Origin of the sequence: Brachyspira alvinipulli ATCC 51933 (assembly GCF_000518245.1) — a bacterium.
Classification (GTDB): Bacteria; Spirochaetota; Brachyspiria; order Brachyspirales; family Brachyspiraceae; genus Brachyspira; species Brachyspira alvinipulli.
Genome location: NZ_KI912403.1, coordinates 30,786 through 53,468, shown reverse-complemented (window position 1 = coordinate 53,468; position 22,683 = coordinate 30,786). Strand labels below are relative to the sequence as shown.

The window sequence follows — 22,683 nt, the reverse complement described above, 5'->3', positions numbered from 1 at the left end:
TATTTTTCCGATAATAAGTAAATTATATGTTAATATTTTACTAATTTTCTTTTAATATAGTTTAATTATTAATTATAATTACTTGAAAAAAATATAATATTTTTATAATATGGAACTATGAGAAAAAAAATATTTTTAATTATTACACTATTATTATTAACTTTGAATTTATTTTCACAGACAGAAGATTTGCCTCCATATCCTCCGGAGAACCCTGAAGTTATACCTATGAGTGAAATTTATGAGGGAATGGAAGGGGTTGGATATACTGTTATACATGGAACTAATGTAGAACCATTTAAAGTAAAGGTTTTATCTGTTCTAAGAAAGAGATGGCATAACAGTGATGCTATACTTATAAGATGTGAGGGACTAAATTTAGAACATTCTGGAACAGTAGCAGGTATGAGCGGATCTCCTATATATTTTGACGGAAAAATAGCAGGAGCATTAGCTTTTGGATGGAATTATGCTAAAGATCCTATAGCTGGTGTTACTCCAATAGAAGAAATGTACAAATTATATGATGATACAAATGCTAAACTTCCGGCTGTAGCTTTTACAGATAATAATTCGCTTCAAACACCATTAATATTTTCTGGAATAAGCGGAAAAGCTTTTAATGAGTATTCCAGTATTTTCAAAAAAGGTGGATTTGTTCCTATGCAGGCAGGAGGTTCTGTTTCAGATACTAATCAGTCTATGAAATTTTTATTCGGTGATTCTGTAGCTATAGTATTAGCTGATGGTGACGTTTCTATGGCAGGAATTGGTACTGTTTCCCATACAGATGATGAGAAATTCTTGCTTTTTGGCCATTCAATGTGGTCTAAAGGAAGATTAAGAGCTCCTGTATCAAGAGCATATATTAATCATATAGTTGCTTCTGTAGATTCTTCATTCAAATTAGGTGCTGCTTATTCTAATTATTTAGGATATACAGTTTATGACGGTGTTTTCGGGGTTTCTGGAGTTTATGGTGAAGTTCCTGAAAATACTATGGTTCCTGTTAAATTAGAGATAGAAGATCAGACGTTTTTAACAAGAGATTATAATTTTAGGGTATTGAATGATCCTACATATTTTTCTGATATACTTTCAATGGCAATATATAGTGCCATCAGTTCTACAGCAGGAGGAGATGAAGAGGGTGTATTTAGTATAAGTTATGAGATAGAAACTGATTATTTTAGTGAACCTTATAAAGTAAATGATAGAATATTGGCTTATTCTTCTACTGATGCATTCAAATCTGCTATAAAACAATTGATAGCGCCTGTTGATTTCTTTATATATAATACTTTTAATAGAGTTGGAATTAAATCTGTTAAATTATCTATAAAAAGAAATAATCTTGAATATGCATTCTTAAATGATATAACATTGGTAGAACCTAAAGCAGTAGCTGGTGAAACTATACATTTGAGGGTAGGACTTACTCCTTACGGACAAGAGAAAAAATATATAGATATACCTGTTAAACTTCCTGTTAATTTAAAAACAGATAAATATAGTATTTATGCTGCTAATGAATATATTTATAATTATGCTGAACAATTATTCATGCCTAATAAATATGAAATTAGAAGTTTAGATGATGTTATGCGTATTTATGGTAAGTCTTATAGTGACAGCAATATCAAAGTATGGCTTTACTCATCATCAAGAGGAGTGCAGATAGGAAAAGATTTATATCCTACACTTCCTCCGTCAAAATACGGCGTTATGGCAAAGAATGCCACATCTGATAAAGCAGCTGTTATAACTGCAGTTGATGGAGATTATCAAATGCCGTATTCTATACTTGGTTTAATGAAAATAGATATAATAATTGAAGGGGCTAAAAAATATGAGAATCGTTAAGATTGTTTTTATATTACAATTTATATTAATATTATCTTCCAATGCTGTTTTTGGTGTTGTCACAAGAACATTTTCAAGCAGCAGAAGGGGATTTTATGATAATGGTATTTATGATGGCATAATGCTTACAGAACAAGGTGCTTTGACTTTAGCCCCAATTATAGAACAGAATGGCGCTATTGCTGGAAAAGATATATGGAAAATTTATCCTTCTGATGATGGGAGTATGATTGCTGCTATAAGCGGAAATGGTGCTGAATTATATAAAAGAAATGCTGGTGAAACTAATTTTACACATTTTTTGACTGCTACTAATGAAAGTGCATTTACAGCAGTTATTTCTGATAAAGAGGGAAATATTTATGCTGCAACTGGTCCTTATGCTAAAATAAGGAAATATGATAGTGAGGGTAATGAACTTTGGGTTGAAAATTTATATGATACTTATGTATGGGATATGAAATTTGATAATAATGGAAATTTATTCCTTGCTGCAGGCGGTAATAATGCTAGAGTATTAAAAGTTTCTCCTGATGGAAATGTAGAAGAAATATTAAAAACAGATGAACAGCATGCTATGTCATTATATTTTGACAATAAAAATAATAAGCTTTATGTAGGTACAGCAGGAAGAGGTCTTGTATTATGCATTGATTTGGCTACTAATTTTGAAAGTCCTTCATACAGTGTTATTCATGATACAGCAGAAAATGAAGTTTATGCTATAACTATGGATAATACAGGTAATTTATATTTTGGTACTGCTACAAGAGAACCTGCTTATTTGCTTCTTCCTTCTATTATTGATAGTGATAAAAGACCTGATGAAAGTGAAAAAGAATTTAGAAATTCGTTATATAAAGCTGATGCTAATGGAACAGTTCAGAGATTATTCTTTTTGAATCAAATGCTTATATTTGCTATGAGCAGTGATAATAATAATAATGTATATTTTGTAACAGGAGATACTGCAGATGTATATAAAATAAATGGAGATGACGGATTATTATCATATATAGGCGGTTTAAAAAATAAAATACTTTCAACTTTTGCTGTTGCTGATGACGGACTTTATTTTGCTATATCAAAGACTGGGGAAATATATAAAGTAAGTCATCAATATCCTCAAAAGGGAAGTTTTACAAGTGATACATTAGATTTAAAACTTTTAAGCAAATTAGGAAGTCTAAATGCTATGGGAAATATTCCTGACGGAGCTAATATATCAATTGAAGTTAGAACTGGTAATGTTGCACGCGTTGATGATACTTGGAGTGATTTTGTTGCTGTTGCTGCTAATGGAAAAGTTGATGTTCCAAATGGAAGATTCATGCAATTTAAAGTTACAATGGAAACATCAGATACAGAGATTACTCCTATATTGAATTCTGTAGATTTTACTTATGTTGAAAATAATTTAGCCCCAGAAGTTTTAAATGGAGGACTTACTACACGCTACCGTCAGCAAAATGATTCTGCTGAAACAGCTAAAAGTCCTCAATTAGAAGAAAATGAATCTATGATATATTGGAAAGGTTCTGATCCTAATGGTGATAAATTAGTATACGATTTAGAATATAGATTAAAAGGTGAAAAGAATTATAGAAAATTAGCTAGCAATTTAGAAACATCATATTATAAATTTGATTCATATTTAATGCCTTCCGGTATTTATGATTTTAAGATAACAGCAAGCGATAAATATGATAATCCTGTAGGTTCTATAAAAACAAAAAGTTTAGAAGTATTTAATGTTAAATATGATAATGATCCTCCTGAAATATTTGATTTTAATGTATCAGGAGACGGAGCAAACAGAAAACTTACTTTTAGAATAGAAGATAAGCTTTCTTTCATAAAAACAGTTAGATATTCAACTATAACAGGAGAGTGGGCATATATAGTTCCAGATGACGGAATGCTTGATTCTATGAATGAAACTTTTACTGTAAATATAGAAGATGCTGATGCTGGATCTGTTACTATTGAGGTTATGGATACAGAAGGAAATACTAAGTACTATTCTTTCTTGATATAATTTTAAGAGTGAAGAGACAGTAAATAGTTTATATTTGCTGTCTCTTAATTTTTTTATTATATAAATAAAATTCTAAATTGATTCTTTTTATAAAGTTAATTGATATCTTTTTTCAGCCTTTTTATTCATATTGAAATATTCATAAAATTTATAATTGCAATAAGTATCAGTATTAAAGATAAAAATTTAAAATATTATTTTTTTTTAGATAATCATTAAAATTTAAAAAAGACATCTTCCTATACCAAATCCATGATAATTTTTATCTACAGCAAAAAATGATAATTCTGCTTGATAATTTTTATTTGTATTTTTTAAAAGATTTTTATTTATTATTTTTATTATATTATATATTAGCAGAGAAAAACATCCTTCTATATTAAGAATCATTTTTCTTTTTAGTTTTTTTATTCTATCATCGTAATAATTATCTGTATTTGATACTAATATTTTCCAATTAGAAATCCTACAGGTTTTTTATTTATTTCAGCTATTTTAATAAAACTTGCACAATTAAGAAAAGTTAATAAATTTAATTCTGCTATCAATTTTGGATTTCTATAAGAAAGCATTTTATCGAATTCAAAAGATTTTATAGTAATATTTCCAATTCTGTAAAATCATTTTCATTATATTTTCTGTAATAAATTTCTTCATTCATATTTTTAATAATCAAAAAAATTATTCATATCATTAAAAATTTCTCTCATACTTCCTCTTAAAATTTTAGCATTAGGAAGAGATTGTATAAATTGAGTACCATAAGTTTTAGTATACAATCTTTTGTCAAGAACAAATACGACGCCTCTATCATCTTTGCTTCTTATTAAACGTCCGAATCCTTGCTTAAACTTTATTACAGCAAAAGGCAGAGCATAATCTAAGAAGGCGTTGCCTCCGTTTTCTTCTATGTATCTGTATCTTCCCTCGCTTATAGGATCAGTCGGTACAGCAAAAGGCAATTTAGGTATTATAACAACTTCTAAATTCTTTCCTGCAACATCAACTCCTTCCCAAAATGAATCTACTCCGTAAAGTACATTATTTGAAGATGATTTAAACATATCAAGTAAGGTATGTCTATGTATAGAAGCAGTTTGTGCCAATGCATTTATATTTTTAGTTTTTAATTTTTCTGCCGTGCTTTCATATACGCTCATAAGAGATGAGAAAGAAGTAAATAGTATGAAGGCTCTTCCTCCTGTTATATCGCATACATGAAGCAATACTTTTGAAGTGAAATCATTAAATGTATCAGCAGAAACATCCGGCATATCGGTTGCAATATATAGTCTTGCATTATCTTCATAATTGAATGGAGATTCTAAATATATTTCTATTTTTTTATTTTTTTCTATATAATCAAAACCTAATCTATTAGAAAAGAAATTAAAACTCTTTGAAACAGTTAAAGTAGCAGAGTACATTGCCACTGTATCAAATCTTGAATATAAAAAGTCATTTAAATTTTTTGATACCGTTACAGGTGTTAAATGCCAATTAAGAATAAGATTTCCTTTTTTAGTGAGCCTTGTTTCTACCCATCTTATATATTCATCTTTTTTATAATCTATTGTTGAGTTTAATGATACTAATTGTCTTTTTAGTCTCTCTAAATAAGCATTTGACATTTGAGCAATTTCTTCATAATCAAAATCTTTTTCTATAGCAATATCAAAAAACTTTTTATATAATTTATCGCATATATTAACAAGAGAAGTCATTGAAAGTACAATTTCTCTAAGAGCTTTTAATCCTTCATTTTGCCAATGAGCAGTTAGGACAAGTTCCGGACTTATTCTAAATTTATAACCTAATCCTTCTTTAGTTTGAATATTTTTATGGCAGTAGTTTATGAATTCTTTTGATCTCTCATCAACTACATTTCTCACTCTTGAAGTCAAATCATGTGCCTGATTTATTAAATTTATTATTTCATCATATTCATGTTTTTCAATTGATGTTCTCTTTTCATTAAGCATATTATTAATACTTTCTATAACACCAAGTCTTTTATTTTTTTTCATTCTTGAAATATAGAAAAGTGCTTTTAATATTCCGTTTTTACTTCCTTCATCTCCGAAATAACTTGATGCCGAGTTTTCAAAATTATGCGCCTCATCAATTAAAACTTTTGTATATCTTGGAAGAAGGCTATATCTTCCCGCTGTTTCTGCATAAAGAGATAAATCAGCACAAAGTATATGATGATTAACTATCAATAACTGTGCGGCATTTAACTGCTTACGCATTTTATAAAAATAACAGTCTTCTAAATACTCACATTTTCTATGAGTACAAGTATCTGTATCACAGCAAACCATTTCCCATAATTCACCTTTAGGTTTGTATCCTAAATCAGTTATGGATCCATCTTTAGTTATATTAAGCCAATTATCAATGTCCTCAAAAAAATTAAGCTGCTCTCCCATATCAAGCATATTAACATCATTCAAGGCTTCTTTAACTTTTTTGATGCATACATAATTATTTCTGCCTTTTACTAAAGCATATTTTACGCTTGGAGCAATCCCTCCTATAATAGAAGGTATATCTTTTGAAATAATTTGTTCCTGCAGATTTATTGTATTTGTAGATATAACGATTCTAGTTTTATTTTCTTTAAGCCATAGTAAGGCAGGTACTAGATATGCAAAAGATTTGCCTATACCTGTACCAGCTTCAGATATTAAATGTTTATTGTTATTAAATGCTTCAATAGTAGCTTCAACTAGTTCTGTTTGTTCTTGTCTATATTCGTATTTTTTTAGGAGCTGACTTAAAGTACCATTTTCAGTAAACATATATAGAGCATCTGGAACATCTATAGTTTTGACATTTTCTGATTTTATAGGCTTTACAACTTCATAATATTCATCAACATCATTATTAACTATATAAAAACCAACACCAGCATTATTTCCTAATTCACTTGCTATTGCCAAATCTGCTCTTGAAGGTGTAAGCTGTCCAGAAGGATGATTATGAATAACAGCATCAAATTCTAATGACAATGATATTATAGCAGGCACAGAATCTTTATTACCTCTAGCCATTACCTCTATATAATCCAATATACCATAAGCATTAAAATTTATACCAAAATATACTTCATTTCCATAAGCATCTACTATTGCCTTTCTCATATAATTAATTGCATCTATGGAAAATACACTGTCTAATTCTCTAGTATTATTATTATTCATATTGGTATAATAATATAGTATATATTGAAATCTTTGTCAATAATTTTTAACTAATTACTTTTCATAAATTAATTATGAGCCAAACTATTATTAGAAACAATATTAGTATTAGTTATATTATCAGCAAACATAGTTTTTACTTTCTCATTTGTAAGAGGCGAATAAAATTTTTGTATAAGCTCATAACCTTTTTTTATTGCATTAGTATCATAAGGACTATAAACATAATTGCTTGATAAAGAAGGCATATTAATATTAGGATCTTCTTTTATAGGCTTCATTATAAATTCAAATCCTTTCTTTCTAAAAAATGCATAATATGTTGGAATATAAGAGAAACTAATTTCTTTATTTTCATTAATGTTCAGAGAAACAATAGTACCTATATCAAGATGAGGATATTTTGCTTTATGATTTGCTATAAAATTTCCAAGAGAATATATTATTATTCCGCTATGATTAGTACCCTCATAAACTTCAGCAGGTCTAGGAACATGAGGATGATGTCCTACTATTATGTCAACTCCGTTTTCTATTAATGCTCTTGCTGTTTCTATTGTTGCTTTTTCAGGTGCTGTTGTATATTCTAGTCCGAAATGTAATGATATAATTTTGATTTCATTATTCGTAGCAAGTGCTAAATCTGATTTAACTTTTGATATTAAATCTTCCTGTTTTGGAAAGAAGTTCATAAAATAAAAATGTCCGTTTCTATTTGTTTTATGACTTAATCCATTATCAAGCATTGTATATGCTGATATAAAAAGAGGTACATTATTAATATTTGTTATAATAGGTGCTATGCTTGGAGAATTAGTAGATCCTCCTAAAGTTAATTTATTGTTTCTATGAAGTTCTGCTACAGTTTCTGCCTCAGCTTGTGCCCCTTGATCATAAGCATGATTATTTGCTATTGAAAAAGTATTAAAATATTTAAAGAAATACTGCAGATATTCCAATGATCCGTTAAATTCCGGATAAGGCATAGGAGGTTTATTTGTATTAACTACAAATTCTAAATTTGCAAATACAATATCTCCTTGAAAATAATCTTTTAAATCTATTAATACATCATTACTATGAAAAGCATTAACAATAGTAGGGTGAGTCATTATATCTCCTGTAAAAACTAATTTAATGCTTTTAGGAGGCTCTTTTATTTGTTCTTCTGTTTCTTTCTTTTCAGAACATGAAATTAATAATGCCATTATTATAGTAATAATTGTTATTTTTATCATATAGTTATCCATTGTATTTTTTATTTTAATTATCTTATTCATTTGAAATTTCTAAATCATTTTTTTCTATATCATGAATATTAAGCATTTCTGTATTATCATTATTATCATTTGTTCTTGTATATTTTAGAGGCGTAAATTCCATTTCTATTATCCTTCTGTCTTCTACTTTCATTATCCTTCCTCTATATCCTTTTAATATAAAACGTTCATTGGTCTCAGGTATATGATCCAACATATCAATAACATATCCTGCTATAGTTTGATATTCCTCATGCTCTAATTCTAATTTAAGTAATTTATTAATTTCTTCTATTGGAGCTGTTCCGTTTATTATTATTCTTTTACCTTTAATTTTTACTAATTCTTCCTCTTTTTTATCACTTTCATCTTCAATATCGCCCATTATTTCTTCTATTATATCTTCCATAGTAACAAGTCCTGCAGTTCCGCCATATTCATCAATAGTAATAACCATTTGAAGTTTCTTTTTCTGCATATCATTGAATAAACTACTTATAGTTCTAGTTTCAGGTACAAAATAAGGAAGCATTATGTAATCAATAGCTTTCTTTTTTATTTTGTTTAATTTACCAGCCCCTTTAACATATTCTTTAAACAAAGCCCTTGTATGAAATATTCCAATTATATGGTCAACTGTTTCTTCATAAACAGGAAATCTTGATAATCCAGTTTCTACAGTTAATTTTATTATTTCATTTACATCAGTTTCTGCTTCTATACAAACCATATCAACACGCGGTGTCATAATTTCTTCTACAGTTTTATTTCTAAAATCAATTACGCCAGTAAGAAGTTCATGAGTTGATTCTTTTATAATTCCTTCTTTATGTCCTAGATGTATGATAGTTGTTATATCATCCATACTTGATAATGCGCTTCTTTTTTCAGTGTTTCTTAATTTTTTAGGTACAAAATAATTCATTATAAAAGTTGTAATTTTATCCATTAAAAAAGTTATAGGTGTGAAAATAAAATAACAGAATTTCATAAAGTATAAAAGGTAAGGCATCATTTTTTCTGCATTAACTCTCATTAACACTTTAGGAAGTATTTCTCCAAATATAATAATCAATATGGTTATTGTAGCTGTAGATATAGTAACCATTACACTTTCAGATATATTAGGTAAAGCGGCAGCTAGCCTTATAGCAAATACCGTTATCATTGAGCTAGCTGTAATGTTAACAATATTGTTTCCTACCAAGAGGCTGGGTATCATTGAACTTGATTTTTCCCAATATTTTGTATCTTCTTCTTTTATTTTTTTCTCTCTAACTAAACGCATTAGAGTAACATCATCAATAGAAGTATATGCTGTTTCGCTTCCAGAAAATAATGCTGATAACATTATAAGAATAATTATAGTTAATATTTCAAATAAATAAACTAATATAATTTCCATATTTTATTAAACCTTATATTTTTATAGTCTTTTTCTTAATTCCTCCATAAATTTTTTTCCAGGATCTGTTTTTATTATACTTGTGTATTTAGTATTTAATTCTTTGTATAGATAATAATGCTCAGATTCTTTATCTTTATATTCATAATGAGCTATAATGTATTGTATACTTTTATATTTATTTTTTAGATATTTTATTAGTTTTACATTAGAATCTAATTGTTCTTTAGTTAATTTATCCGCATATCCTATATTTTCAATGCTTATAGCAGTATAATTAAGTCCTACAGTATGTCTTGCTATATATTCAGTTGGAGTATTGGCATATATAGTTCCATCAGTATCTACTAAAAAGTGCGTACCAACATTCACTTCTCCTCCAGATTCAATATCTGGTCTTCCAGTTAAAATATCATTTTTGAATATGTTAACAGTTATAGCAAGATTTGGGGTTTCTGTTGAATGAACAACTATTATTTTAGGATTATCTAAATATATAAGTGGTTCTCCATAATGTTCCATAGAATATTTAGACATTAAATTTAATCTTAATGAATTAGGTGTTATTTTATATTTATCATTTATACTTATATTATTAGTTACCTGATTTGTAGCTATTATATTAGTTTGCAATATACCGCCTTTAGCTGTATAACTGCATGATAATAAAGATATTATTATTGGTAATAAAATAACAGTATTTTTAAGCATTTAACGCATTATGCATCCATAGCAATATTAACACTAACAAAACCAAGTGAAGATTGGAATGGTATAATTATAGTTTGCAGATTTTTTGGTATTATTTGAATTTCTTTACCAAAATATAGTATAGGAGGAGTTATATCACAACTTATGCCTTCTTCAGCTAATTTAGTAATTGCAAGACCGCTTATTGTATTTCCCATTTCATTTATAACACTTCTCATCATTTCTTCAAAATCATCTTCAGAGTCATATTCTCCTCTTTTCTTCTCTGTAAGAGTTTCGGTTAAAAGCTGAGAAAAATTTTCTGGGAATTCATATAGTACCTGCCCATTAACATCTCCAACAATTCCTATAGCAACACCATATCCGGAAAATAATTTACGACCCTGTCCCTTTACAAGAGTACCCTTTTCCATTGTAAGACCAGCCATTTCCTTAAATATAGATACTAAAGATACGATGAACGGATTTATAAATCTAACGTCCATGAATTTTATTGGAGTTGTAGCCATTTTGTATTCCTCTTTTTTATATTGAATTATAATTAATTATAACATAGTTAATTATAATTTCAATAATATAAAAATTTTATATTCTATTTATTATAAATATAATAATAAACTTAAAATTGTCAAATTTTGATATCATATAATTTAATATAAATTGTTTTTAAATATTAGTTATGCTGTTATAAAATTAATAATGCTGTATTAATTTTAATATATAAATACCGTAAATATTTATAGTGAAAATATAAAAACTATTTATATATTTTTTATGAATTTAACTTGATATTTAACTTAAATGATATAGAATAAAATAAGTTAATAGGGGTTTAATATGTCATTTGTTCATTTGCATGTACATACACAATATTCTATACTTGATGGAGCTGCCCGTATTAAGTCTCTTTATTCAAAAAAAGACAAGAAAAAAAGACTTATACCTGGCTTAATAGACAGAGCAGTAGAATTAGAAATGCCTGGTATTGCAATAACAGATCATGGCAATATGTTTGGAGCTATGGAATTTTTTTCTGAAGCTAAAGATAAGGGTATTATACCTATCATAGGCTGCGAAGTATATGTTGCCCCTAAAACTAGATTTGATAAAAAGATTGAAAACTCTGAAGAAAAAAGTGCTATGCATCTTATTCTTCTTGCTAAAGATAAAGAAGGGTATGATAACTTATGTAAATTAGTAACTTTCGGATATACTGAAGGATTTTATTACAGACCTAGAATAGATCATGAATTAATAGAAAAATATAATAAAGGTTTAATTTGTCTTTCTGCTTGTATGGGAGGAGAAATTCCTATAGCCTTAAGAAAAAAAGATTATAATCAAGCTTTAAAATTAGCACAGTATTATAAATCTATATTTGGAGAGGATTTTTATATAGAGCTTCAGGATCATGGCATAGCAGAAGAGAAACAATTAAATAGTGATTTATACAAAGTTGCTAAAAAAGAAAATATAGAACTTGTAGTTACTAATGATGTGCATTATGTATCCAAAGAAGATGCAAAAGCACATGAGATACTTTTAGCTATACAGACTAAAGCCACTTTGGATTCTCCAAGAAGATACAAATTCCCAAGCAATGAATTCCACCTAAAGACAGAAGAAGAGATGATGAAATCATTTGCTAAACTTCCTAAAGCATTTGAAAATACTGTAAAGATAGCAGAACAATGCAAAGATTTAAATATAATGACTAAAACCTATTATATGCCTAATTATGAGCTTCCTAATGGTGAAACTGAAACTACAGCATTAAGAAATATGTGTATGGATGGTTTGAATAAATATTATAATAATAATATTCCTAAAGAAGCTATGGAAAGGCTAGAGATGGAATTAGGCGTTATAGCTAAGATGGGATTTGAAGGATATTTTCTTGTAGTTCAGGATTTCATTAATTATGCTAGAAATCATGATGTTGCTGTAGGACCTGGAAGGGGAAGTGCTGCTGGTTCAATAGTTGCATTTGCTACAGGAATTACTAAAGTTAATCCTCTTGATTATAATTTGCTTTTTGAAAGATTTTTAAATCCAGAAAGAAAAAGCATGCCAGATATTGATGTTGACTTCCAAGATGATAAGCGAGAAGTTATAATAGATTATGTAAAAAACAAATACGGTAAAGATAATGTTTCTCAAATAGCTACTTTTGGAGCTTTAGGAGGCCGTTCTGTTATAAGAGATGTTTGCCGTGTTATGGGTATAGATTTAGCCACTGCTGACAGACTTGCTAAAAGTATACCAGATGATGTAAAGAGAGTTGTAGATATATATGATCATCCTGATTGTGCTGCTTTAGTTAAAGAAATAGAAGGTAATAGAGAATTAAAAAATATGTATGAAATATCTACAAGACTTGACGGTTTGGTTAGGAATGTTGGTCTTCATGCTGCTGGTGTTATTATATCTTCTCATCCTATAGCTGATTTAGCGCCAGTTTATCAGGATTCTAAGACAGGTACTAGAGCTTGTCAATATGAAATGACTTATGTTGAAAGTGCTGGTCTTATAAAAATGGACTTTTTGGGTATTAAAAACTTAAGACTTATAAAAGATGCTATAAAAGATATAAAAGATAGATATGGTATTGAAATAGATATAGATAAAATACCTTTAGATGATGAAGCTGTTTATGATATATTTAGAAAAGCAGATACAGGAGGGGTTTTCCAGTTTGAAAGTCCAGGTATGCGTCAAATGCTTATAAATATTCAGCCTACAGGTTTTGATGACTTAGTATCAAGCGTAGCATTGTATCGTCCTGGTCCTTTAAACTCTGGAATGGATAAAGACTATGCCGACAGAAAAAATAAAAGAAAAGAAATAGTATATAAGCACCCTGATTTAGAGCCTATACTTAAAGAGAGTCAGGGAGTTTTGATATATCAAGAACAGATTATGGCTATAAGCCGTGTTATAGGCGGATTTACTGCTGCAGAAGCTGATGATTTAAGAAAGGCTATGGGTAAAAAAATTGTAGAGAAAATGAACTCTATGGAAGAAAAATTCATTAACGGCGGACTTGAAAGAGGTTATGATAAGGAATTATTGACTTATTTATTTGATACAATGAAAGGTTTTGCTGAATATGGTTTCAATAAATCTCACTCAGTTTGCTATGCTTTAATTGCTTATCAAGAAGCTTATATTAAAGCACATTATCCAATGGAATATTATGTGGCTTTACTTAATACTGTTATAGCTGATACTGACAAAATATCTTTATATCTTAATGAAGTTAAGCAAAAAAATATAGATATAGTTACAGCAAGCGTTTTTGAAAGTGATGCTTTATTCTCTCAAAAAGATGGTAAAATAGTTTATGCTTTACATGCTGTTAAAGGTGTAGGCCTTCATGCTGCTTTAGCTATTCAGGAAGAAAGAGAGAAAAACGGACAATTCAAGAATTTAGAAGATTTTGTAAAACGTGTTGATGTTCATTTAGTTAATAGAAAAGTTTATGAAACTCTTATCAAATGTGGTGCTTTCTCTGAATTCGGACATACTGAAAGTGCATTGCTTTCTTCACTTGATGCTATACTTGCTCATGCTTCTAATTATCAAAAGGAAACTTTATCCGGTCAGACTATGTTATTTGATTCTATGTCTGAAGATGACAGTGGAAGTGCTTCTTTGGTAATAGAAAAACAAGTAGAATATACTTCTAATATTTTAATGGAAAATGAAAAAGAAGTTTTAGGCTTTTCATTAAGATATCATCCGTTTGCAAGATACATTACTAAAATTGATTATAAATATTTTCATAATACTTTGGATATTGATAATCTTAAAGATAAAGATGAGTTTTTACTTCCTTGTGTTGTTATGTCTTCACTAGAAACAACTACTAAGAAAAATACTCCTATGATTACATTAAAAGTTATGGATTTATTTACTGAGTATGTATTTTATATTACAGCTAATAGTCAGATAGAGAAATACAAAGATATGCTTGAAGAACAGACAGGAATATTGATAAAAGGACGTAGAGATAAAAATAGATTCTCAGATAAAATATACAATAATGTAGTTGATATAAAATTATTAGATTCTTATTTGAATGACAAAAATATCAAACTTAAAGAAGTTAAGAGAGATAATATAAAAAGAGATGCTATATCAGAGAATATTCAAGTTCAGTCAAATAGAAATGACACTCCATTTAAAAATTCTAATAAAGATTCTGATATAAAACGTTCTGATAATATTGTTTCAAGTGATTCTTTTGCTAATAATAATAACAATATAATAATTAAGCATTCAAATACTGGTAAAAAACAATTATCTCTTCATGTTCATAAGAATATATTTGATGATATGGATTTATTGTGTTTACAAAATGCTATATCAAGCAATCCTGGAGAATATACAATATTTTTAAAATTAAAATCAGAAAGCGGTACAGAAATTTTTAAAATAGGTGAGGATTATAAAGTTGATCCTAATCAAAGATTTTTAAATGAAACAAAAAATGCTTTAAGATCATTAATAGAAATTGAGTACGCATAAAAATTATAAAAAAGACTGCTAATAAAAATTAACAGTCTTTTTTATTAATTATTTTCTTTTATTATCAACTAAACCCATTAAATCTCTGACTTCATATAATGTTTTTTCAGCAACTTCGGAAGCATTTTTAGCACCTTCTTTAAGTACATCATAAACATAATCTTTGTCATTAGATAATTTATTTATGTTCTCTCTTATAGGAGCAAGTTCATTATTAATATTTTTAACTAGCATTTTTTTACATTGTACACATCCGATAGCAGCATTTTTGCATCCATCAGAAATTTCTTTTTGTTCATCTTCAGAAGAGAAAATTTTATGATAATTATAAACATTGCAAATATCAGGATTACCAGCATCAGTTTTAAGTTTTCTGTTTGTATCTGTCATTGCTTTTTGTAAAATTAATTTCTCTGTTTCTTCTGCTGTCAAACGTAAAGCTATATGATTATTTAGAGATTTACTCATTTTGTTTTGACCATCTAATCCCAATATTCTTAATACTTTGCCATGATATGTATCTGGTTCTTTAAAATATTCTCCGTATCTATTATTAAATTTTCTTACTATCATCCTTGTTAATTCTACATGCTGTTCTTGATCTTCTCCAACCGGAACTATATCAGGATGGTAAAGCAAAATATCAGCAGCCATTAATGAAGGGTAGGTGAGAAGTGCAGCATTAATATTTTCAACATTCTTTCTTGATTTATCTTTATACTGAGTCATTCTTTCCAATTCGGCTACTGGTATTATGGAATTAAATATCCAAGCAAGTTCTGTATGTGCTCTAACATCAGATTGTACAAATATGGAACATTTTTTAGGATCAAGACCACATGCTAAATATTCAACAGCAGCATCCATTATTCTTTTTTGCATTTCTTTAACATCATATTCAACAGTAATAGCATGATAGTCAACTATACAAAAAAATCCATAATAATCATCAAGTATATCTGCCCAATTTTTCAAAGCCCCTAAATAATTACCAATATGAAGCGAACCAGTAGGCTGTATTCCGCTTAACATAACTTTTTTTGACATATTATAACTCCATTTAATTTTTTATATTTTATTCTGCTTTTATGTTGGCAACTAAGAAACCTTCTTCTGTTCTTAAATCGCTTACATTAATATATATAAGTCTTTTATCTTCTGTTTCTATTAATAATTTTTTATTTAATGGATTTACTTCTTTTATTACCGCTGGAACGCTATTAAATACTAACTTAGTACCAACCTTAGGTAAATCTTTTTTTAGGGCACAGTATGCTTTATATTCATGTCCTAAACAGCACATAAGCCTTCCACATTGACCTGATATTTTCATTGTGTTTAAAAGCATACCTTGTTCTTTTGCCATTTTTATAGTGATAGTTTCAAATTTACCTTTTATTACTTTACAGCATAATTCTCTTCCGCATATTCCGCATCCGCCAATAGATCTTGCCTCGTCTCTTACACCTATTTGGCGAAGTTCTATTCTTGTTTTAAAATGTGCTGCCAAATCTTTTACTAACTCTCTAAAATCTATTCTCTCTTCTGCGATAAATTCAAATAAAAGTTTAGCTCTGTCTAAAAAATAATAAGAACTTATCAATTTTAAATCTAGATTATGATTATTAACTTTCTCTTTACATATTTTAAAGGCTTCTGCAGCGTCTTCTGTATTTATTCTATGCTGTTCTAAATCTTTTTCATTAGCTATTCTAAGTATATTGAAAATTTTATTTTTATTATTTTTCGTTTTTATATTAGGTTCTTCTTCTACAATATCCTGTAATTCGTCGGATATTTCTTCATTACTGCTGTCATCAATATCATCATTTTGTTCTGATATTTCATTATTATCATTAGAATCATTATTTTGATTTTCTTCAGCATTTAATGAATCTATATCTATATCTTCAAAATTTAATATGTATCCTATTTCTATACCTTCATCCGTTTCTATTACACATGTATCTTTTACCTTTACATTTTCTAAATGCAAATGTTCAAATTTCCCTATATTAGAACCCCTAAATTTAACATGGGCTATGTTTTTTATCATTAATACACTCCAAACTTGTTATATTTTAAGAATTAATTAATATAATTTAATGGTATTATATTTTATTTTTAAGTTGATATTATTGCAAGTATTATTTTTTTATATAGTATGATTTTATATTATAAATTAATAAAAATATATTGATTAATATTATATATAGAGTATATTATATATGTTGAAAAATTATGTGTAGTTATTTATGAAGTTGTCTTTTTTGTTTCCATTATTTTTTATGATGTTATCATGTTTAAGTGCACCAGAAATTTATTTAAAAACAGATAATGCACAATATTGGAAAGATATGGTCAAAAATAAAATATCATATGATGCTTATCAAAATATATATAGATTTAATAATAATGCTGATATGACTTTAACTGTATATGGATATAAAGCTCCTATAAAATATAGTTTATTTCTTATGAAAGAAAAAAATCAGGCATTTTATTATAAAAATACAACATTAAAAAGTTATATAGTTGAAAGTTTGCCTACATTTAATTTATATGAGGATACCGTAAAAAAAAATGTTTATGACAGATTATATTCAGAACTTTCATATTATATTAGTAAGAATTTTCCAGATAGGAGTATTTATTTATCTATAGGATTAATGGTAAAAGATGATATTTTATATATAGCAGAAAATTACTCATCAGATTATAAGGATAGATTACACCATTGGATGAGAAAAAATGGATATGGAAGAGGGAAGGATTGGGTGCCTTCTGTAAGTGCTGATTGGGAATCTTATCCTATACCTACAGAACATGAAATTGATTTGGATGATATTGAAGTAATTGGAAGATTATTTTAATTTTGAATGTTTATAAATAAATCTATTTACATTTTTAGTTTTATTTATATTATATATTAATCTATTTTATATATGGAGTATAAATGGTTAAGCGTATTAATATAGATGAATTTTTTAAATTAATGGAAGAAGAAAATCTGCCTATTATAGATGTTCGTTCTCCCATAGAATATGAACATGCCCATATACCAAATTCTTATAATGTCTATTTGTTCAATGATGAAGAGAGAAAAGATGTAGGAACTATATATAAGCAAATTGGAAGAAAAGAAGCTGTATTGAAAGGGCTTGAGTATGTATCATTAAGAATGACAGATATATTAAAATCTATTGATAATATAACAAAAGACTATAATAATACTAATAAAATTCTTATGCATTGTTTTAGAGGAGGAATGAGAAGCGAGTCAGTAGCTTGGCTTTGCTCCAGTTATGGTTATGATGTTTATGTTTTGGACGGAGGATATAAAAAGTATAGGCATCATGTGCTAGATTCTTTTAATAGGAACTATAGAATATATTTGCTTACAGGAGAAACCGGCAGCGGTAAAACATTAATATTAAATAAATTAAAAGAATATGGACATAATGTTATAGATTTAGAAAAAATAGCCAAACATAAAGGTTCAGCATTCGGGTGGATAAATGAGGGAGAACAGCCTAGTCAGGAACAATTTGAAAATAATTTATCAGCTGAATTATTAAAGTATAGTATTGATTCTATATTATGGTTTGAGGATGAAAGTTTACTTATAGGTAAAAGAGCTATACCAAGACAGCTATTTGATAGGATGAGAGATAGTGAAAAAATAATATATTTGGATATACCTAAAGAGTTTAGGGCTGAATATATAGTTAATACATATGGTAAATATAGTGTTGATGATTTAAAAGAATCTATTATTAAAATAAAAAACCGTTTAGGCGGTGAGAAATTAAAAGAGTCTTTAGATTTGCTTAGTAATGGACATATATATGAATGTGTATTAAATATGCTTTATTATTATGATAAGGCTTATAAGCTTAGCATACAGGATGATAAACTAGTTACAATAAAATGTGATAATCAAAATTTTGACAATATTGTTAATTTAATATTAGAAAAAGTTGGTATTTAATATAAAAAAAGCAAAGGATAAAAACTCCTTTGCTTTTTTATTTATCTTAACTGAAGATTAAAATGATTCAAAACCATCAGAAGTATCTTTAGAAGTATCAAATGTATTTCCAAATTCGCTATCTTTTACAGTTTTTACAGGAGCTGTACTAACAGGAACACTAGTATGCTTTTCTTCATTATTCTTTTTCAAAGGACTTTTTAATTCTGGTTTTTTTACAGGAGCAGGTTTGCTTTCCTGAACAGCTTTTTTGTCTGTAGTAGGAGTTACTGTACCTTTTTTATTTTTTTCAACTTTTGCTATATTTTTCTTATAGTTGGTTCCTCTTAATTTGAAAAATTCCATAGCTCTTAGTAATTCTTCAGCTTGAGAGAATAATGCTTCAGAAGCAGCTGTAGCCTCTTCTACTAAAGCAGCATTTTGCTGAGTAGTCATATCCATTTGTGTAATAGCTATATTAACTTGATCAACTCCAGCTTGCTGTTCCATAGCAGTAGAACTTAAATCCTGCATAATTTTAGCAGTTTCTTCTATTTGAGCTCTTAAATTTTGGAATATTTCTTTAGATTCTCTTGCAGTTTCAGTAGCAGCGGCTATTTTTTCTTCTGAATCAGCTACTAAACTAGTAATATCTTTTACTGATGTTTGAGTTGTTTGAGCTAAGTTTCTAACTTCAGAAGCAACAACAGCAAAACCTCTTCCTTGTTCTCCTGCACGTGCTGCTTCAACTGCCGCATTAAGAGCAAGTATGTTAGTTTGGAATGCTATATCTTCAATTATTTTAGTAATGGCACTAATTTTTGAGCTTGATTCATATACAGCTTCTATATTTTGCGTACTCTCTTCTATAATTCTTCCTGCTTCTTCAATTGCATTTTTAGAATTAATCATCATATTGTTGCCTTCTAATGTATGCTCAGCAGAAGACTTAATTGTAGAAGCAATTTCTTCCATAGAAGAAGCGGTTTCTTCAAGTCCTGAAGCTTGATTTTCAGTTCTATTTGATAAATCTATGTTACCTTGTGCCACTTCATTAGCTGATGCTTTTACTGTATAGGCACCATCATATACAATTCTTACTTTTTCATTTAATTGTTCTGTTATTTCATTTATAGCAATAGCAATTTCACCCCATTCATCTTTTCTTTTTTCAAATCCAGGAGGAGCAGATATTGTTAAATCACCTGTAGATAATTTAGTTAGGTCAACAGCTAATAAATGTAAAATTCTTGTTATTTTGCTTATGTAGAAAGTTATAAATATTGATGCTAATACAAGTATGGCTATTGTACCAATTATAGCATATCTTTTCATTGCTATTATATGCGAAAATAATTCATCCGCTTCTATACTCATAACAACAGACCATCCAGATACAGGCTCTTTATAGAAAGTTGCTATTGAATCTTTACCATTGAAAGGAGATTTGAATTCATGATATCCAGACTCATGTTCAACAGCATATTTAATATAATCAGCATTTCTTAAAACTTCACTTCTAACATGTGAAGGAACAGGATCGGCTATAACCCATCTTTCTTTATCTACAATGAATGGATGACCTGTATTCCCAAATTTAACTAAGTTTAATTCTTTATCTATGAAACCTAACCAATCAATCATGGTTGATATAGCACCTATTATTGTACCATTGGAATTTTTTACAGGAGAGAAAATTTTAACTACATATTTATTGTTATCTGCAGGAGAAGGATCTGCAGTATAGTGTACAGCTGACTGACCTAACATAACTTTTTGCCATAACTCTGTACCGCTAAAATTTCTTGTATTTGGAGAATTAACTATTTTATCATCTAAACTGTCAGCTACGACATCTCCATTACTATCTAGAACAACTATACCTTCTATATTGTTATTATTTGATACAATACCTTTTAAACTCGTTTCAAGAGCAAGCTTACTTTCTGGTGTTTTATCTTGAATAAATGTTATCAGCTGAGGATATCCTCTGCTGATAGCTTCAGATGTGTATATTGACTGTTCTAACCATACATTTATCATTCTGGAATATACTTTTGTAGTTGTTTCAAATCCAAATATAGCAGAACTTCTTATACCCTGAGAACCTATATTAATTAATAGAGTAACTAAAATAATTGTCATAACCGTAACGAGAAGCATTACGAAGAACGGTATTTTTACCTTTAGGGATTGCAATTTTCTCACTGTCAAACTCCAACAATTTATTTACATGAAAAAATATTATTTTATAATTCTTATATATAATAACAATATTTTTTACGAAGTCAAGATATATTTTTTACATATTGTATAATTTATCGTATATTTAACATTTATTTTTTAATTAAATCTATTCTTTTATAAAAAAAATCTAATTTTTTTTATTTTCAGCTTCGCTTTTTCTTACGTAAAGAGGCAATAAAGAATGTATATCGTCAAATTGATTGTTTTGAAATTTATATTTGGAGAGAAGTATTATATTATATGCTCTTATTATATTATAATTTTCATCTAAAGGCTGGATATTGTAGTTTTTTAGATTTTCAGTAAAGAAATCTCTATTATTAGAAAATCCGTCGCCGCATAATACTATATTTTTATTTGTATTTTCTATTGAATTAATTATATCTATGAATTCCTGATACGTTAGATCCATATTTTCTTTTAATTTATTACAGCCGTTATATATATTAGCATATACGCTTCCTTTTCTGGCATCTATCATAGCTGCTTTTATTCCGTCATAATCTTTTATATTCTCATACAAAGCATCTAAACTTTGAATGCCTATTATTGGTATGTTTTTAGCATAGCATATAGTTTTTATAGTGGCAAATGCTATTCTTAAGGCTGTAAAAGAGCCTGGTCCCATTCCCAATGCTATATAAGTTATATCATCCAATGAAACATTATTTTCTTTAAGGAAAGACTGTAAAGCAGGCAGTATTTCTTCATTATGATTTTTTATATTTTGCTTATTAAGTTCTGAAATAGTATTATCGTCTTTTTGAAGAGCTATTGAGAAACTGCTTGATACTGTATCGAATGCTAATATATTCATGACATTAAATCTAGTACTAAACCTTTAAGTCTCATAACTTTATTTGCTATTGCTATATGATTCTTTTGTTCTTTCATAATTAAAGCATAAAGAGAGTCAAGTTCTTCGTTAATCTTTGCAACAACTTTGTACTGGCGGCTGCTGTACATAGATCTGCTTCTATTGAATACAGAAACTTCTCTTACTCTGTAAGCGTCTTTTATTAGTTTATCTGTTAATGCTCTTATTAAATCTCTAAATCTCTGAAAATCTTTTATGTTTGCACTTCTGTCTAAAATATTCCCAGCATCGTAAATTTGTCTTTTTAATTCATCTAATTCGTATGAGTATTTCCTTATTTCTTTATCCTCTTCCAACATTGCAGCGAATGGAGATGAAGCTACTGATACTTTCATTGATGCCTCAGGCGAAGCCATCAAAATATTGTTTAAATTCATCTCTCTATTCATTCTTTCTTGAACTCTCATTACATTTCTCCATAAAATACTTAATTATGTTAACTTAACATGAATCATATAAAATATCAATATACTATAAATCGTATTTTTGCTATTTTGCTTTATTATTTTATTTTTTTAATTAAAATAATGGATTAAATTGAAGATTATTGAAAAAAAACTAAAAAGATTTATAATTT

16 protein-coding genes are annotated in these 22,683 nt (G+C 28.1%); 5 read left to right on the top strand and 11 right to left on the bottom strand.

The genetic code is table 11. From position 1 onward, the window contains the following. Window positions 1–117 precede the first annotated feature (117 nt). Both T324_RS0107720 and T324_RS0107715 read left to right on the top strand, forming a co-directional pair. Window positions 118–1,863 (top strand): SpoIVB peptidase S55 domain-containing protein, encoded by a 1,746-nt coding sequence (locus T324_RS0107720; protein ID WP_028329712.1) that lies wholly within the window; start codon window positions 118–120, stop codon window positions 1,861–1,863. Beyond that, complete coding sequence (locus T324_RS0107715; protein WP_028329711.1) at window positions 1,850–3,901, top strand: ligand-binding sensor domain-containing protein; 2,052 nt, start codon at window positions 1,850–1,852, stop codon at window positions 3,899–3,901. Before T324_RS0107720 ends, T324_RS0107715 begins: the two co-directional genes overlap by 14 nt. 222 nt (window positions 3,902–4,123) lie before the next feature. Here the strand turns inward: T324_RS0107715 and T324_RS18470 are convergent, their stop codons facing one another. The 6 genes from T324_RS18470 to T324_RS0107675 form a co-directional block, all read right to left on the bottom strand. Continuing rightward, window positions 4,124–4,291, bottom strand: a complete 168-nt coding sequence (locus T324_RS18470; RefSeq protein WP_245580663.1) for a hypothetical protein — start codon at window positions 4,289–4,291, stop codon at window positions 4,124–4,126. 275 nt (window positions 4,292–4,566) lie between these two features. Further along, the gene (locus T324_RS0107695) at window positions 4,567–7,107 is read right to left on the bottom strand and encodes a helicase C-terminal domain-containing protein (protein ID WP_028329710.1); all 2,541 of its coding nucleotides are present in this window, start codon (window positions 7,105–7,107) and stop codon (window positions 4,567–4,569) included. 68 nt (window positions 7,108–7,175) lie between these two features. Beyond that, the gene (locus tag T324_RS0107690) at window positions 7,176–8,345 is read right to left on the bottom strand and encodes a CapA family protein (RefSeq protein WP_028329709.1); all 1,170 of its coding nucleotides are present in this window, start codon (window positions 8,343–8,345) and stop codon (window positions 7,176–7,178) included. Window positions 8,346–8,379: 34 nt separating this feature from the next. Beyond that, window positions 8,380–9,771, bottom strand: a complete 1,392-nt coding sequence (locus tag T324_RS0107685) for a hemolysin family protein (protein ID WP_028329708.1) — start codon at window positions 9,769–9,771, stop codon at window positions 8,380–8,382. Between the two features lie 21 nt (window positions 9,772–9,792). After that, window positions 9,793–10,482: a peptidoglycan recognition protein family protein gene (locus tag T324_RS0107680; protein WP_028329707.1), complete on the bottom strand. Its 690-nt coding sequence runs from the start codon at window positions 10,480–10,482 to the stop codon at window positions 9,793–9,795. Window positions 10,483–10,490: 8 nt separating this feature from the next. Further along, window positions 10,491–10,991 carry a chemotaxis protein CheX gene (locus T324_RS0107675; RefSeq protein WP_028329706.1) on the bottom strand — a complete coding sequence of 167 codons (501 nt, stop codon included), beginning with the start codon at window positions 10,989–10,991 and terminating at the stop codon, window positions 10,491–10,493. 328 nt (window positions 10,992–11,319) lie between these two features. Between T324_RS0107675 and dnaE the strand changes: the two genes are divergently transcribed. After that, window positions 11,320–15,012, top strand: a complete 3,693-nt coding sequence (gene dnaE / locus T324_RS0107670; RefSeq protein ID WP_028329705.1) for a DNA polymerase III subunit alpha — start codon at window positions 11,320–11,322, stop codon at window positions 15,010–15,012. Window positions 15,013–15,060: 48 nt separating this feature from the next. Here the strand turns inward: dnaE and trpS are convergent, their stop codons facing one another. Then, window positions 15,061–16,059 carry a tryptophan--tRNA ligase gene (gene trpS, locus T324_RS0107665; protein WP_028329704.1) on the bottom strand — a complete coding sequence of 333 codons (999 nt, stop codon included), beginning with the start codon at window positions 16,057–16,059 and terminating at the stop codon, window positions 15,061–15,063. 28 nt (window positions 16,060–16,087) lie between these two features. Further along, window positions 16,088–17,068, bottom strand: coding sequence for a PSP1 domain-containing protein (locus T324_RS0107660; protein WP_028329703.1), 981 nt, complete (start codon window positions 17,066–17,068; stop codon window positions 16,088–16,090). Between the two features lie 199 nt (window positions 17,069–17,267). Here T324_RS0107660 and T324_RS0107655 point away from each other — a divergent pair, with 199 nt between their 5' ends. Both T324_RS0107655 and mnmH read left to right on the top strand, forming a co-directional pair. Then, complete coding sequence (locus tag T324_RS0107655) at window positions 17,268–17,885, top strand: hypothetical protein (protein ID WP_028329702.1); 618 nt, start codon at window positions 17,268–17,270, stop codon at window positions 17,883–17,885. 83 nt (window positions 17,886–17,968) lie between these two features. Beyond that, window positions 17,969–19,003 (top strand): tRNA 2-selenouridine(34) synthase MnmH, encoded by a 1,035-nt coding sequence (gene mnmH, locus T324_RS0107650; protein WP_028329701.1) that lies wholly within the window; start codon window positions 17,969–17,971, stop codon window positions 19,001–19,003. Window positions 19,004–19,060: 57 nt separating this feature from the next. On the opposite strand, the gene T324_RS0107645 is transcribed toward mnmH, so the two are convergent. The 3 genes from T324_RS0107645 to T324_RS0107635 all read right to left on the bottom strand — a co-directional run bounded on the left by T324_RS0107645 (window position 19,061) and on the right by T324_RS0107635 (window position 22,513). Beyond that, window positions 19,061–21,190 (bottom strand): methyl-accepting chemotaxis protein, encoded by a 2,130-nt coding sequence (locus T324_RS0107645; RefSeq protein ID WP_028329700.1) that lies wholly within the window; start codon window positions 21,188–21,190, stop codon window positions 19,061–19,063. Between the two features lie 166 nt (window positions 21,191–21,356). Further along, window positions 21,357–22,046, bottom strand: a complete 690-nt coding sequence (gene tsaB, locus T324_RS0107640; protein WP_028329699.1) for a tRNA (adenosine(37)-N6)-threonylcarbamoyltransferase complex dimerization subunit type 1 TsaB — start codon at window positions 22,044–22,046, stop codon at window positions 21,357–21,359. Further along, window positions 22,043–22,513, bottom strand: coding sequence for a YaaR family protein (locus T324_RS0107635; protein WP_028329698.1), 471 nt, complete (start codon window positions 22,511–22,513; stop codon window positions 22,043–22,045). The genes tsaB and T324_RS0107635 overlap by 4 nt, the downstream gene beginning before the upstream one ends. Between the last annotated feature and the right edge of the window lie 170 nt (window positions 22,514–22,683).

Bases quoted from the DNA above. Each gene is read 5' to 3' on its own strand.
- T324_RS0107690 (WP_028329709.1), bottom strand. From the start codon at position 8,345: ATGATAAAAATAACAATTATTACTATAATAATGGCATTATTAATTTCA.
- T324_RS18470 (WP_245580663.1), bottom strand. From the start codon at position 4,291: ATGATTCTTAATATAGAAGGATGTTTTTCTCTGCTAATATATAATATA.
- dnaE (WP_028329705.1), top strand. From the start codon at position 11,320: ATGTCATTTGTTCATTTGCATGTACATACACAATATTCTATACTTGAT.
- T324_RS0107655 (WP_028329702.1), top strand. From the start codon at position 17,268: ATGAAGTTGTCTTTTTTGTTTCCATTATTTTTTATGATGTTATCATGT.
- T324_RS0107685 (WP_028329708.1), bottom strand. From the start codon at position 9,771: ATGGAAATTATATTAGTTTATTTATTTGAAATATTAACTATAATTATT.
- T324_RS0107660 (WP_028329703.1), bottom strand. From the start codon at position 17,068: ATGATAAAAAACATAGCCCATGTTAAATTTAGGGGTTCTAATATAGGG.
- T324_RS0107680 (WP_028329707.1), bottom strand. From the start codon at position 10,482: ATGCTTAAAAATACTGTTATTTTATTACCAATAATAATATCTTTATTA.
- T324_RS0107695 (WP_028329710.1), bottom strand. From the start codon at position 7,107: ATGAATAATAATAATACTAGAGAATTAGACAGTGTATTTTCCATAGAT.
- T324_RS0107715 (WP_028329711.1), top strand. From the start codon at position 1,850: ATGAGAATCGTTAAGATTGTTTTTATATTACAATTTATATTAATATTA.
- tsaB (WP_028329699.1), bottom strand. From the start codon at position 22,046: ATGAATATATTAGCATTCGATACAGTATCAAGCAGTTTCTCAATAGCT.
- mnmH (WP_028329701.1), top strand. From the start codon at position 17,969: ATGGTTAAGCGTATTAATATAGATGAATTTTTTAAATTAATGGAAGAA.
- T324_RS0107635 (WP_028329698.1), bottom strand. From the start codon at position 22,513: ATGAGAGTTCAAGAAAGAATGAATAGAGAGATGAATTTAAACAATATT.
- T324_RS0107720 (WP_028329712.1), top strand. From the start codon at position 118: ATGAGAAAAAAAATATTTTTAATTATTACACTATTATTATTAACTTTG.
- T324_RS0107675 (WP_028329706.1), bottom strand. From the start codon at position 10,991: ATGGCTACAACTCCAATAAAATTCATGGACGTTAGATTTATAAATCCG.
- trpS (WP_028329704.1), bottom strand. From the start codon at position 16,059: ATGTCAAAAAAAGTTATGTTAAGCGGAATACAGCCTACTGGTTCGCTT.